At 66.6% G+C, this 13,296-nt stretch carries 13 protein-coding genes and 1 other RNA gene; 11 read left to right on the top strand and 3 right to left on the bottom strand.

What is annotated here, in order from left to right; translation table 11 throughout:
* Positions 1-365: 365 nt before the first annotated feature.
* The 3 genes from ribBA to nusB all read left to right on the top strand — a co-directional run bounded on the left by ribBA (position 366) and on the right by nusB (position 2,512).
* Positions 366-1,472: a bifunctional 3,4-dihydroxy-2-butanone-4-phosphate synthase/GTP cyclohydrolase II gene (gene ribBA / locus AC56KL_RS17135; RefSeq protein WP_497181373.1), complete on the top strand. Its 1,107-nt coding sequence runs from the start codon at positions 366-368 to the stop codon at positions 1,470-1,472.
* Positions 1,473-1,536: 64 nt separating this feature from the next.
* On the top strand, positions 1,537-2,016 hold the full coding sequence (gene ribH / locus AC56KL_RS17130; RefSeq protein ID WP_497181372.1) for a 6,7-dimethyl-8-ribityllumazine synthase: 480 nt from the start codon (positions 1,537-1,539) through the stop codon (positions 2,014-2,016).
* 25 nt (positions 2,017-2,041) lie between these two features.
* Positions 2,042-2,512 (top strand): transcription antitermination factor NusB, encoded by a 471-nt coding sequence (gene nusB / locus AC56KL_RS17125; RefSeq protein WP_497181371.1) that lies wholly within the window; start codon positions 2,042-2,044, stop codon positions 2,510-2,512.
* 76 nt (positions 2,513-2,588) lie between these two features.
* Here the strand turns inward: nusB and AC56KL_RS17120 are convergent, their stop codons facing one another.
* Both AC56KL_RS17120 and AC56KL_RS17115 read right to left on the bottom strand, forming a co-directional pair.
* Complete coding sequence (locus AC56KL_RS17120; RefSeq protein ID WP_497181370.1) at positions 2,589-3,557, bottom strand: IS1595 family transposase; 969 nt, start codon at positions 3,555-3,557, stop codon at positions 2,589-2,591.
* Between the two features lie 169 nt (positions 3,558-3,726).
* Entirely contained in the window at positions 3,727-4,638 is a 912-nt protein-coding gene (locus tag AC56KL_RS17115) for a transglycosylase SLT domain-containing protein (protein ID WP_497181369.1), read from the bottom strand.
* Between the two features lie 483 nt (positions 4,639-5,121).
* Between AC56KL_RS17115 and ubiD the strand changes: the two genes are divergently transcribed.
* The 8 genes from ubiD (at position 5,122) to AC56KL_RS17075 (ending at position 12,999) form a co-directional block, all read left to right on the top strand.
* Positions 5,122-6,621, top strand: coding sequence for a 4-hydroxy-3-polyprenylbenzoate decarboxylase (gene ubiD / locus AC56KL_RS17110; RefSeq protein WP_497181368.1), 1,500 nt, complete (start codon positions 5,122-5,124; stop codon positions 6,619-6,621).
* Between the two features lie 80 nt (positions 6,622-6,701).
* Positions 6,702-7,388: a type 1 glutamine amidotransferase domain-containing protein gene (locus AC56KL_RS17105; protein WP_497181367.1), complete on the top strand. Its 687-nt coding sequence runs from the start codon at positions 6,702-6,704 to the stop codon at positions 7,386-7,388.
* A 51-nt stretch (positions 7,389-7,439) separates the two neighbouring features.
* An RNA gene (gene ffs / locus AC56KL_RS17100) (signal recognition particle sRNA small type) lies at positions 7,440-7,538 on the top strand.
* 157 nt (positions 7,539-7,695) lie between these two features.
* Positions 7,696-9,879, top strand: a complete 2,184-nt coding sequence (locus AC56KL_RS17095) for a DNA polymerase III subunit gamma/tau (RefSeq protein ID WP_497181366.1) — start codon at positions 7,696-7,698, stop codon at positions 9,877-9,879.
* A 55-nt stretch (positions 9,880-9,934) separates the two neighbouring features.
* Complete coding sequence (locus AC56KL_RS17090) at positions 9,935-10,261, top strand: YbaB/EbfC family nucleoid-associated protein (RefSeq protein ID WP_121561271.1); 327 nt, start codon at positions 9,935-9,937, stop codon at positions 10,259-10,261.
* Between the two features lie 13 nt (positions 10,262-10,274).
* Entirely contained in the window at positions 10,275-10,865 is a 591-nt protein-coding gene (gene recR / locus AC56KL_RS17085) for a recombination mediator RecR (protein WP_497181365.1), read from the top strand.
* Between the two features lie 102 nt (positions 10,866-10,967).
* Positions 10,968-12,098 carry a glycosyltransferase family 4 protein gene (locus AC56KL_RS17080; protein ID WP_497181364.1) on the top strand — a complete coding sequence of 377 codons (1,131 nt, stop codon included), beginning with the start codon at positions 10,968-10,970 and terminating at the stop codon, positions 12,096-12,098.
* The gene (locus AC56KL_RS17075; protein WP_497181363.1) at positions 12,085-12,999 is read left to right on the top strand and encodes a DUF2334 domain-containing protein; all 915 of its coding nucleotides are present in this window, start codon (positions 12,085-12,087) and stop codon (positions 12,997-12,999) included. The genes AC56KL_RS17080 and AC56KL_RS17075 overlap by 14 nt, the downstream gene beginning before the upstream one ends.
* Here AC56KL_RS17075 and AC56KL_RS17070 read toward each other — a convergent pair.
* A complete protein-coding gene (locus AC56KL_RS17070) occupies positions 12,899-13,183 on the bottom strand; it encodes a hypothetical protein (RefSeq protein WP_497181362.1) in 285 nt (94 codons plus the stop codon). The genes AC56KL_RS17075 and AC56KL_RS17070 overlap by 101 nt on opposite strands.
* Positions 13,184-13,296 lie beyond the last annotated feature (113 nt).

Raw genomic sequence — 13,296 nt, 5'->3', positions numbered from 1 at the left:
CGCCTTTCCGGAACAAGCGGATAGCGGCTTTGCGGGTGTGGAACTACCGTCATGGCAACTCCAGAAAATGGCCACGTGATACCAGGAAAAGCTTCAGCGGCATGCGTGGCCGAGGATGTCTTCATCATAATCGAGTCATGCGTGAGCACGCTAGTTCGTCGCGTGCAGGACGCCGAGCTTATCGATTCTGCCCGCATACGTGGCCAAGAATTGTTGTTTGTTGCTGTATGGCAACATGGATTGACGGATGAGCAGCGCCATGGCATGCGGCCCTGGCGCCGGCCGGAGGATAGCCGGGTTGAAAGGCAGTAAATCCTTTAAAATAGCGGATTACGCAAAAAACACTCCCGATTCAAGGAATTCGTATGCCTATCTCCAGCACCGAAGAAATCGTTGCCGAATTGCGCGCAGGGCGCATGGTCATTCTTGTCGACGAAGAAGATCGCGAGAACGAGGGCGACCTGGTGCTCGCCGCCGATTTCGTCACCCCGGAAGCGATCAATTTCATGATCCGCCATGCGCGCGGCCTGGTCTGCCTGACCTTGACCGAAGAGCGTTGCGACGCCCTGGCGCTGCCGATGATGACCTCGAAGAACGGCACCTCGTTCGGCACCAACTTCACGGTATCGATCGAAGCGGCCGAGGGCGTGACCACCGGCATTTCTGCGGCCGACCGCGCGCGCACCATCCAGGTGGCCGTGAACAAGGGCACGACGCCGGACGACCTGGTCCAGCCGGGCCACATCTTCCCGCTGCGCGCCCAGAAGGGCGGCGTCCTGATGCGCGCCGGCCATACCGAAGCCGGCTGCGACCTGACCGAGATGGCCGGGCTCACCCCGGCCTCGGTGATCTGCGAGATCATCAAGGAAGACGGGACCATGGCGCGCCTGCCGGACCTGATCGAGTTCGCCCGGGAGCACAACCTGAAGATCGGCACCATCGCCGACCTGATCCATTACCGCAGCCAGAACGAGAGCCTGGTCGAGCGCGTGGCCGAACGCCAGCTGGCCACCCCGTACGGCGAGTTCAAGCTGGTCGCCTTCCGCGACAAGCCGAGCGGCGCGGCCCACCTGGCGCTGGTGCACGGCGAGCTGTCGCGCGACAGGGAAGCGCTGGTGCGCGTGCACCAGCCGGTGTCGATCCTCGACGTGCTCGGCAACTGCGCCTCGACCCACTCCTGGGACCTGGCCTCGGCCCTGAAGACGATCAAGGCGGGCGAGTGCGGCGCGGCGGTGCTGCTGAATTGCGGCGAGACCGCCGACGAGCTGTTCGCGCAGTTCGCCCCGCGCGACACCGGCCCGAGGAGCGCGCGCGCGGCCTCGATGGACCTGCGCACCTACGGCATCGGCGCCCAGATCCTGCGCCACCTCGGTGTCGGCCGGATGCAGCTGCTGGCCAACCCGCGCAAGATGCCGTCGATGACCGGTTTCGACCTGGAAGTCACCGGCTACCTGCCCCAGCCAAGCGCGTGACGGCGCGCGTCGGCCTGCGAATACCCACTAATATATAGATACCATCGAGAAGAAGAGGTCAGCCATGACGGTAGGAACTTTTGAAAGCAATCTGGCAGGCGAAGGCCTGCGTATCGGCATCGTGCAGGCACGATTCAACGCCGACATCGGCCATGGCCTGCTGTCGTCCTGCCTGGCCGAACTGAAGCGCCTGGGCGTGGCCGACGAGGACATCCTCCACATCACGGTGCCGGGCGCGCTGGAAGTGCCGCTGGCGCTGCAGAAGATGGCCGACACCCAGCAGTTCGACGCGCTGGTCGCGCTGGGGGCAGTCATCCGCGGCGAGACCTACCACTTCGAACTGGTGGCGAACGAATCGGGCGCCGGCATCACCCGCATCGGCCTGGACTACGGCATGCCGATCGCCAACGCCATTCTTACCACCGAGAACGACGAGCAGGCCGAGGCCCGCATGGCCGAGAAGGGCGCCGATGCGGCGCGCGTCGCGGTCGAGATGTCGAACCTGCTGTTCGCGCTGGAAGAACTGCAGGCTGAGGAAGAGTAAGAGCGAGAATAAAGAAGGAAAACATATGAATGACAAGACCACGCACGCCAACCCCAGCAAGAACCGCACCCCGCGCCACCGCGCGCGCGAGTTCGCGCTGCAGGGCCTGTACCAATGGCTGCTGAACAATGAACCGGCCCGCACTGTCGTCAACAATATCCGCGGCGCGCACGGCTTCGAGAAGGCCGACGGCGAGTTCTTCGGCGAACTGCTGAACGGCGCCATCGCCACCTCGGTCGAGCTGCGCGAAGTCATCGCGCCGCTGATCGACCGCGGTGTGGCCGAGCTGTCGCCGATCGAGCATGGCGTGCTGTTGCTGGGCGCCTACGAGCTGAAGAACCACCCGGAAGTCCCCTACCGCGTCGTGATCAACGAAGCGGTCGAGCTGACCAAGTCCTTCGGGGGCATCGACGGCCACAAGTACGTCAACGGCGTGCTGGACAAGCTGGCCTCGACCCTGCGTCCGGACGAAGTCGGGGCCGACGCGCGCCGCTGATACGCAACGCGACTGTTCTTATATAGAAGAAGCCACCGCGGCGCTGCCCGGTGGCTTTTTTATGGTGCTGTCAGCGCTATCTATTGATGACCCGGATCGCAATACGCAGCAATTGCTCCGCGGTACTCACCCGCTTGCCATCGAGCGCCCGACGCCAGCCCAGGTAGTTGGGCAGGTAGCGCGAGGCCACGCCCCGAAACCGGCTCAGCCATTGCCGGAAACGCTGGTGGTAGCTGTTCACGTTCTGCACGTGGATGGCGCCGGCAGCGCCCCGGCGCACCCGCACGCCGGCACGCAGGTTGACCGCCTCGTGCGCGATGCCGTGCTTGCGGGCGAAGCTGCGGTACGCCGCATGCGCGTCGCTTACCAGGAGCACTTGCCGATCCAGCCTGGGAAGCAGGTGGCGCTCCAGTTGCGGCGCCGTCAGCGCGCCGCGGCCAGTTACAGCGTCAACGGTCTGTCCGTTACGGTCGCGCGCGACCAGAATGCAGTCGAGCTCTCTTGAGATGCCGCGCCTGCCCGCCTTGCCGCCGCGTTTGCGCGCTGGCCGGTCCAGCTTGCGCGAACCCTTCTGCGATTCCAGCAAGAACATTTCATCGGCCTCGACGATGCCGTTGAGCTGCCGGGGCTGGTCGTCCCGGGGCCGCTGCAGGAAGCGATGGCGCCAGCGAAAGGCGGTGTTGCGGTGCACCCCGACCTGGCGGGCGCTTGCCCGCACCGACTTCGATTCGAGCATGGCGCCCAGGTAATCCAGCCATTTATCGCGCAGCCGCAGCCGCGCCAGCGGTGTGCCGCTCAGGTCGTTGAACGTGCGGCCGCAGGCGCGGCAGCGGTAACGCTGCAGGCCGTTGGCCTGGCCATACCGGTGGTATCGGTCACAGGCGCAACTTGGACAGCGCCGGGCGGTGGCGCCGATCTCGGTGATGAGCGAGACTACCTGGTCGAGCCCGGCGGCCGGTTGCAGGGCCGCGAGCGTCTTGAGGCGCTGGGGGACATTCAGCGCAGGGAGTTTGGCAAACCACTTCGTGAACTGAGGCGATCGCATGCTCGTTTCCCGTCTGTCGTGACCGGTGTTCGACAGCGATTCAGCTCAGCAGTTCCTCTCTCATCCATACATAAGGTTGACAGCGCCTTTTTTATCGCCTGTACGCGCGGCGTGACCAATAAAAAAGCCACCGCAAGCGGTGGCCAGTGAGGAGTGCTTCCGGTTTTGCTTACAGCGTCGCCAGTGCTTCCGAACCGTGGTTCTCGGCCTTGTCCGGTGCGCTCACCGGGATGGTGGCCGGCGCTTCCGTTGGCGCAACAGCAGGAGCTTGCTTCACCACCGTGGTTGGCGGCAGCGGGCGTGGGTTGGTGGTCGGCACCTTGTGACCCCTGGCAACCTGTTTCAGCTTATTGTATTCGGCCAGCACCTTGGCGCCGTAGCCGGAGTCGCTTTCCAGGTCGGCGGCGCCCACGTAGGTCTTCAGGCCGCCTTCGACGGAACCGGTGCGCTTGACGTAATCCTTCAGGATCAGGGCGCCGACCTTGATGTTGGCGACCGGATTCAGGGCTGCCTGCTGGCCGCCCACCTGTTCGAACTTGTCGTGGTGGACCTTGGCCATGACCTGCATCAAGCCCTTCGCGCCCATCGGACTTTCAGCGAAGGGGTTCAGGCCCGATTCGATCGCCATCACGGCCAGGATCAGCAAGGGATCCAGCTTGACCTCGTGCGCCGTCATGTAGGCGGTCGAGACCAGCATGTTGGCGGCGTCGCTGGCGACGCGGTAGCGCTTGCTCAGCCAGGAGGTGACCCATTGCTGTTGCTTGCTGTTGCCGAGGTGCTGGGCGCCGGTATGGGTCGTTTCGACGGCTTCGGCGACTTCGGCAACGGTCGGCGCCGGGGCGGCAGCGGCCACGACGACGATTTCAGGTTCCGGGTGCAGCAGGTTCGAGACGCGCTTGGCGACGTCTTCGTTGGTATAGAGCAGCGCGAGCATCGCGATTGCCGAGAGACCGAAAACGGTCAGGGTGTTGCGTGCGGTGTTCAGGATACCGCGTGCCTTTTCGCTCACGGAAGACAACGTGACTGGCTGACTGGCCAAGGATTGCACGAACCTTGCGTTCGTGATGAAACGATGGATCATCGAATTCCCCTTTGTCGCGGCAAAAAGCTGCCTGTCACGGCGTCTCTAGAAGATTCGCTGTGTCGGGTGACTGAATGCCGTGCATCAGAAATATCGTAGGTCGCCGCGGTGCGGCCGACTAACGCCGTCATTGCTTTGCTACAGCTGGCTGCTTTAAAACCCGTGCGGGTGGAACCAGTGGCTCAACAACTGTCTCGGGGGATTGGGCAGACGCCCAGTGAAAACACTCCTCAAAAATGTCATGTGGGGCCCCGACCCCGTGAATGCATGAGAACAGCTAGAATCATGTCCGAAGGACTGCCTGCCTCATCAAGTAGGACGGATTCTAGTGGCTCCCTTATAACAAGTCAACCCTAGCACGATCCGCTCTTATTACTTTTAGGTCTGATTTTCCTGCTGGAACTTCAAAAAGTCTTGCTAAATCAGCTACTTGGCATGGTGCCTTGAACCAGCTTCTATTGATGAGATAACGATCAAAACTTGATGAAATATTCAGATTTGCGGGATTTTATGGCTCAGCTCGAACGGATGGGCGAGCTCAAGCACGTTGGCGTACCGGTGTCGCCAAACCTCGAAATGACGGAGATCTGCGACCGCACGCTGCGTGCGGAAGGCCCGGCGCTGCTGTTCCAGCAGCCTACCGGTCCGGGCGGCGTTCCGCACACGATTCCGGTGCTGGGCAACCTGTTCGGTACCCCGCGCCGCGTGGCGCTCGGCATGGGCGCGGACGACGTCGGCGAGCTGCGCAAGATCGGGCACGTGCTGGCGCGCCTGAAGGAACCGGAGCCGCCCAAGGGCTTCAAGGACATCATGGGCCTGGGCTCGCTCGTCAAGGCGGTGTGGGACATGGCGCCGAAGGAAGTACGCGGCGCCGCCTGCCAGGAAATCGTCTGGGAAGGGCAGGATGTCGACCTGGGCCGCCTGCCGATCCAGCACTGCTGGCCTGGCGACATCGCGCCCCTCATCACCTGGGGCCTGGTGATCACCAAGGGCCCGCACAAGAAGCGGCAGAACCTCGGCATCTACCGCCAGCAGGTTCTGGGCCGGAACAAGGTGATCATGCGCTGGCTGGCCCACCGCGGCGGCGCGCTCGATTTCCGCGAGCACGCGCTGGCCAATCCGGGCAAGCCGTATCCGGTGGCGGTGGCGCTGGGCGCCGACCCGGCCACCATCCTGGGCGCCGTCACTCCGGTGCCGGATTCGCTGTCCGAATACCAGTTTGCCGGCCTGCTGCGCGGCCAGCGCACCGCGCTCACGAAGGCCATCGGCAGCGAGCTGCGCGTGCCGGCGTCCGCCGAGATCGTGCTGGAAGGGCATATTTACCCGGATGCGAACCACCCGTCCGGCTTCGAGCATGCACTGGAAGGGCCATACGGCGACCACACCGGCTATTACAACGAGCAGGACAGTTTCCCGGTCTTCACGATCGACCGCATCACGATGCGGCGCGACCCCATCTACCACTCGACCTATACGGGCAAGCCGCCCGACGAGCCGGCGGTGCTGGGCGTGGCGCTGAACGAAGTCTTCATCCCGCTGCTGCAGAAGCAGTTCAGCGAGATCACCGACTTCTACCTGCCGCCGGAAGGCTGCAGCTACCGGATGGCGGTGGTGCAGATGAAGAAGCAGTACGCCGGCCACGCCAAGCGCGTGATGTTCGGGGTGTGGAGTTTCCTGCGCCAGTTCATGTATACCAAGTTCATCATCGTCGTGGACGAGGATGTCGACGTACGCGACTGGAAGGAAGTGATCTGGGTCATCACGACCCGGGTCGACCCGACCCGCGACACGGTCATGGTCGACAACACGCCGATCGACTACCTCGACTTCGCCTCGCCGATCAGCGGCCTGGGCAGCAAGATGGGCATCGACGCCACCAACAAATGGCCGGGCGAGACCACGCGCGAGTGGGGCACCCCGATTGCCATGACGCCGGAGGTGAAGGCGCGGGTCGACGACATCTGGGGCCAGCTGGGCCTCTAATCGGGCGGCACGCGTGCGGCGTGGCGATCACGGGCCGGGTAGACTCGGCCCTCGATCCACCACGATTATGGAGCGCTCCGATGAAGATCCTGATGGTGCTGACCTCGCACGACCGCCTCGGCGATACCGGCAAGAAGACCGGTTTCTGGCTGGAAGAGTTCGCTGCTCCCTATTATGTATTCAAGGATGGCGGCGCCACCCTGACGCTGGCCTCGCCGAAAGGCGGTCAGCCGCCGCTCGATCCGAAGAGCGGCGAACCCGATGCGCAGACCTATGCGACCCGGCGCTTTCGCGCCGACCGCGAGGCGCAGGAGGCACTGGCGAACACCGTCACGCTGTCGAGCGTGCGCGCGGACGATGCCGATGCCGTGTTCTATCCCGGCGGCCACGGCCCGCTGTGGGACCTGGCCCAGGATGCCGATTCGATCCGCCTGATCGAAGCCATGATCGCCGGCGGCAAGCCGGTGGCGGCGGTGTGTCACGCCCCGGGCGTGCTGGCGCAGGTCAAGGGGGTGGACGGCGATTTGCTGGTCAAGGGCAAGCGCGTGACCGGTTTCACCAATACGGAGGAGGCGGCCGTCGGCCTCACCGAGGTCGTGCCATTCCTGGTCGAGGATATGCTCGTGAAAAATGGTGGCCAGTACAGCAAGACAGATGACTGGCAGCCCTATGTCGTGACCGACGGCCTGCTCGTCACCGGGCAGAATCCGGCATCCTCCGACGCGGGCGCGCATGCCTTGCTGGCATTGCTCAAGGAGCGCGCTTAGCTCCTTCAAGATCCGGCCCCCAAAAACCTGGGGTCGGGTATAATGCGTGTTGGCGGGCCCCTGCGCATTGCGGCATGGTTTACCTGGTCAGGTCGGGAACGAAGCAGCCAAAGCCGTTCACCGCAAGTGCCGCAGATCAGGCTCGCCTCCTTATCTTCTCCCTGTTTCTTCCCCCCGGTTCGACCCTCCCGCTCCATGCGTTACCGCCAAGGATAGGGCTGTCTTGCCGCGTCCACCGATATTCCATTCTTGCCGAGCATGCCTCCGGAATGTTCGCCCCAAGCGCCAACTGCGGTAAAATCCCGGCATGTCCTATCAAGTCCTCGCCCGCAAATACCGTCCCAAGAACTTCGACACGCTGGTCGGCCAGGAGCATGTCGTCCGTGCCCTGACCCATGCGCTGCGGACCGGCCGCCTGCACCACGCCTACCTGTTCACGGGCACCCGCGGGGTCGGCAAGACGACGCTGTCGCGCATCCTGGCCAAGTCGCTCAACTGCGTGGGCGTGGACGGGCAGGGCGGGATCACGGCGGAACCCTGCGGCGCGTGCGAAGCCTGCCGCGCGATCGACGCTGGGCGTTTCGTCGACTACATCGAGATGGACGCGGCCTCCAATCGCGGCGTGGACGAGATGGCCCAACTGCTGGAACAGGCGGTCTACGCGCCGAGCAATGCGCGCTTCAAGGTCTACATGATCGACGAGGTGCACATGCTCACCAATCACGCGTTCAACGCGATGCTGAAAACGCTCGAGGAACCGCCGCCGCACGTCAAATTCATCCTCGCGACCACCGACCCGCAGAAGATCCCGGTCACGGTGCTGTCGCGCTGCCTCCAGTTCAACCTCAAGCAGATGCCGCCCGGCCACATCGTGGGCCACCTGGAAAACATCCTGGGCCAGGAAGGCGTGGCCTTCGAGCAGCCGGCGCTGCGCCTGCTGGCGCAAGGCGCCCACGGCTCGATGCGCGACGCGCTGTCCCTGACCGACCAGGCGATCGCCTATGCCGCCGGCCAGGTGACCCTGGAAGCCGTGCAGGGCATGCTGGGCGCGCTCGACCAGTCCTACCTGGTGCGCCTGCTGGACGCGCTGCTGGCGCAGGACGGCGCCGACCTGATGGCGGTGGCCGACGAGATGGCCAGCCGCAGCCTGTCGTACAACGGCGCGCTGCAGGACCTCGGCACGCTGCTGCACCGCATCGCGCTGGCCCAGTCGGTGCCGTCGGCGGTGCCGCAAGACTTGCCGGAACTGAACGATATCCTGCGCCTGGCCCAGGCCTTCGATGCGCAGGAAGTGCAGCTGTACTACCAGATCGCGGTGCACGGCCGTAACGAGATCGGCCTGGCGCCGGACGAGTACGCGGGCTTCACCATGACCTTGCTGCGCATGCTGGCTTTCCGTCCCGGGCAGGGCGGCGCCGCGCAGGCCGCAAGCCCGGGCGCGCCTGCGGCTGCCGGCGCCGCGCCGGCCGCACGCGCCGCAGCGGTGGCCGCGGCCAGCCATGCGGCAGTGGCGCCAGCGCGCCAGGCCCCGCCCCCTCCGGCTCCGGCAGCATCCGCGCCTGCAGCGCCCGCGGCTTCCGCGGCAAGCAGCCCGGCCCCGGCCCCGGCCCCGGCCATGACGTCCGCCCGCGCCGCAATCAATGCGGCGCTGGAAGCAGCGCGCGCCGCCTCCGGCCAGAAGGCACCTCCCAAGCCGCGTAGCGAAGCGCCACCGGCGCCTGCCGCACCGGCCGCCGCGCCAGCGCAAGCTGCACCTCCGGCCGCGCCGGGGCCGTCGGCCGCCATGCAGGTCGCTCCGGCCGCTCCGGCCACCCGCCCGGCTCCGGGAGGCACGCCGCCGTGGGAACAGTCGCAGCCGCAAGCCGTCCAGCGGCAGCAGGCCCAGGCGCAGGCAGGGCAGCCGCCTGCGCGCATGCAGCAGGCCCCGGCCGAGGACGAGCCGCCGTCCTGGGTCACCGAATTTTCCGACGACACCGCGCTTGCCGCCGATGCCCCCGCCGTGGTAATGGGCTTGCCGCATGCGGCAAGCGCGCCGGCACAGATGCGCGCCCCGGCCGCGCCGCCGCACGCCTATGTCGTCACCCCGGTCCCGGCGATCGGCTGGGACGGCAACTGGCCGGCCCTGGCCGCCGGCCTGCCGCTGCGCGGCGTGGCCCAGCAGCTGGCGCTGCAGACCGAACTCATCGAATGCGTGGCGCACGAGCAGGCCGCGACCTTCCGCCTGCGCGTGCCGGTGGACACGCTGCGCGCCAGCGGCAACAGCGAGAAATTGACTGCCGCGCTGCAGGAACATTTCCCCGCGGTGCGCGTGACGCTCGATACCGAGATCGGCCCGGTCTGGTACACAGCCGCGGCCGAGGCCAAGGCGGCGCGCGAAGAGCGCCAGCGCCAGGCCGAAGCCCTGGTCGCCGCCGATCCCTTCGTGCAGGCGATGGAACGGACCTTCGGCGCCTTCGTCGTGCCCGGCTCGGTGAAGCCGGCGGCGGCCTGAGCGCGCCCTGAATCAAGATAGACAACCCATCCGGAACTTATTGGAGAAACCGACCATGATGAAAAACCAGCTCGCAGGCCTGATGAAACAGGCGCAGGCCATGCAGGACAACATGAAGAAGGCGCAGGAGCAGCTGGCTCAGATCGAAGTCGAGGGCCAGTCGGGCGCGGGCCTGGTCAAGGTCGTGATGACCTGCAAGAACGACGTCAAGCGCGTTACCATCGACCCGTCGCTGCTGGGCGACGACCGCGACATGCTGGAAGACCTGGTCGCGGCCGCGTTCAACGACGCCGTGCGCAAGGCCGAAGCCACCGCCAGCGAAAAGATGAGCGGCCTGACGGCCGGCATGCCGCTGCCGCCGGGCTTCAAGATGCCGTTCTGAGCGACGCGCCACCATGTCGAAATCGCTCGACTTCCTGACCGAGGCCCTGCGGCGCCTGCCCGGCATCGGTCCGAAGTCGGCGCAACGCATGGCCTTCCACCTGCTGCAGCATGACCGCGAAGGCGCGGCCATGCTGTCGCGCGCGCTCTACCAGGCAGTGGACACCGTGCACCACTGCGCTTCCTGCAATACCTTCTCGGACACCGAGGTGTGCGACCTGTGTGCCGACGACAGCCGCGACCGGGCCTTGCTGTGCATCGTCGAAACGCCCGCCGACCAGATCATGATCGAGCAGACCCTGACCTACAAGGGCCTGTACTTCGTGCTGATGGGACGGCTCTCGCCGCTGGACGGCATCGGTCCGCGCGACCTGCACCTCGACAAGCTGATCGGCCGCGCCACCGATGGCGTGGTCGATGAAGTGGTGCTGGCGACCAATTTCACCAACGAGGGCGAGGCGACCGCCCACTACATCAGCGAGATGCTGAAAGCGCGCGGGATAAGGGTCAGCCGGCTGGCGCGCGGCGTGCCCGTCGGCGGCGAGCTCGAGTATGTCGATGCCGGCACGATAGCGCGCGCCATGCTCGATCGCCGCAGCGCATAATCCCCTGACACGACGACCCGGTAGCAGAACCGCACCAGCCTGCGTGCGCGCAAGCCCGGCCGGCGGCCCGCTGCTATCGTGGCTCCTTTCAGCGGACCCACCATGCATCTTGTCGACATCACGATGTTCTATGCCGCCGAGGGCGGCGGCGTCAGTACCTACCTGAACGCCAAGGCGCGCTGGCTGGCGCGCTTCGGCTGGGCGCGGCATACCATCTTCAGTCCCAACGTGGGAGAGGACGACGCCCCCGGCCTGGTGCGCGTGCCGGCGGTGGCGCTGCCCGGCATCCACGGCTACCGCATGCCGGTGTCGGTGACGGCGGCCGCCCGCCGCCTGCGCGCGGTCCAGCCCGACCTCATCGAGGCGGGCGACGCGGGCCACAGCGCCTGGGCGGCGCTGCGCCTGCGCCAGCAGCTCGGCATCCCGGCCGTCGCCTTCTACCATTCCGACCTGCCGCGCCTGGTGCGGAACCGCTTCGGCGACACCATTTCTCAGGGCGCCTGCAAATACCTGGCCCACCTGTACGGCGAATTCGATACCGTGCTCGCGCCGAGCAGGCTGATGGTGCACCAGCTGGCCGACATGGGTGTCACCCACGCGTTGCACCAGCCGCTCGGCATCGACAGCGAGCTCTTCCATCCGAGCCGCCGGCGCGGCAGCCTGCGCGCCGAGCTCGGCCTGCCGGAGGACACGCGCCTGCTGGTCTACGCCGGCCGCTTCACGGCAGACAAGAAGCTGGCCTGCCTGGTCGAGGCGGTGCGCAAGCTAGGCCCACCCTACCACCTGCTGCTGGTCGGAGGCGGTGCGCCGATGCCCCATCATGCGCGGCTGAGCACCATGCCTTTCCAGCGCGACCAGCGCGCGCTGGCCGGCATATTGGCCAGCTGCGACATGCTGGTGCATCCGGGCGACTGCGAGACCTTCGGCCTCATCGTGCTCGAGGCGATGGCCTGCGGCCTGCCGGTGGTGGGAACGAGCGGCGGCGTGGCCGAGCTGGTGGACGACCAGACCGGCATCCTGGCGCGCCCGAACGATGCCGACAGCCTGGCCGGCGCTATCGAGGCGCTGTACGCGCGCGACCTGGCGCGCCTGGGCGCCAATGCGCGGCGCAAGGCGCAGGAACAATACGACTGGAGCCAGGTTTTCCCGCAGCTGATGCACCGCTACGGCAGCCTGCTCGCGGCAAGCCCCGCCACGCGCCGCGTGGGGGAGCAGGTCTGTGTTTCGGACTGAGCGCGCGACCGACGGCGCGACCAGGGGCAGCCCGGGAGCGCCTCTGGCGTTATGCGTCTCGATCCACGACGTGGCGCCGGTCACCTGGGACGAATGCAGCCGCCTGGCCGAGGCCCTGCGCGAGGTGGCGCAGATACCGCTGACCTGGCTGGTGGTGCCGCAGTATCATCGCACCGGCGGTGATCCGGCCCGGATGGAGGCGGGCCTCGGCGCTGCGCTGGCGCGCGGCGACGAACTGGCGCTGCATGGTTTCACCCACCTCGATACCGCACCGCGCGGGCCCGGCCTGGGCGAGCGCTTCCTGCGCGGCGCGTACAGCCGCGAGGGCGAGTTCGCGGCCTTGCCCGCCGACGAAGCGGCGCGCCGCATCCAGCGCGGGCTCGACTGGTTCGCCGAGCGCGGCTGGCCGGTGCGCGGCTTCGTGCCGCCGGCATGGTTGATGGGGGAGGGCGCCTGGCAGGCGCTGCGCGCCTTCGATTTCGACTACACCACCACCTTCCGGCGCTTCCATCTGCTCCATGGGGCAAGTGCCGGAGCGAGCGCCGGCGTCGACGGCAGCGGCGCGGCGGTCCTGTCGCCGTCGCTGGTGTACGCAGCGCGCAACCGCAGCGGGCGTTTCTTGTCTCCGCTGCTTGCGGACGCGCTGGCGCTGGCGCTCGCGCGCCGGCCTCTCATCCGCCTGAGCCTGCATCCCCCGGACCTCCGCCACCCGCGGCTGCTGCGCCATGCGCAGGCCACCGTGGAGCGGCTGCTGGCAAGCCGCACGGCCATGACCAAGGCCGCGTTCGCACAGGGCCTACTTACCAGTACGGTCCCCAGTAGCCGCCGCCTCGCCAGTAACGCGAGCCCCAGCCGCCGTGATACGACGGCCCGACCTGGCGCAGTTCCTCGCGGGTGCTGAGCTGCAGCACGCAATGGCGCCACTGGTCGCTGTTCTGCGCATAGCCGAGCCGTGAACAGGCCGGACCGTAAATGGTCATCAGCTCGGCCATCTCCGACTGCATGCGCTCGGCGCGCTGCTGCGGGGTGCTGCACGCAGCCAGCGCCACGGTGCTCGCCAACATCACCATTCTCGAGATTCTCATGATGTGCTCCTTCATACGCCTTCCTGGCGTTGCGGTTCCAGTATAGGACGGTAGATGCGGACGCCTGGTGCGTAAATCAATCGTGCATGACCCCGCCCGGGCGCCGAATGCGC

This window comes from Telluria sp. ZB4P34, from assembly GCF_059686055.1.
Note: the sequence above shows the minus strand (reverse complement) of the source record. Positions and strands in the feature narration are given on the sequence as shown.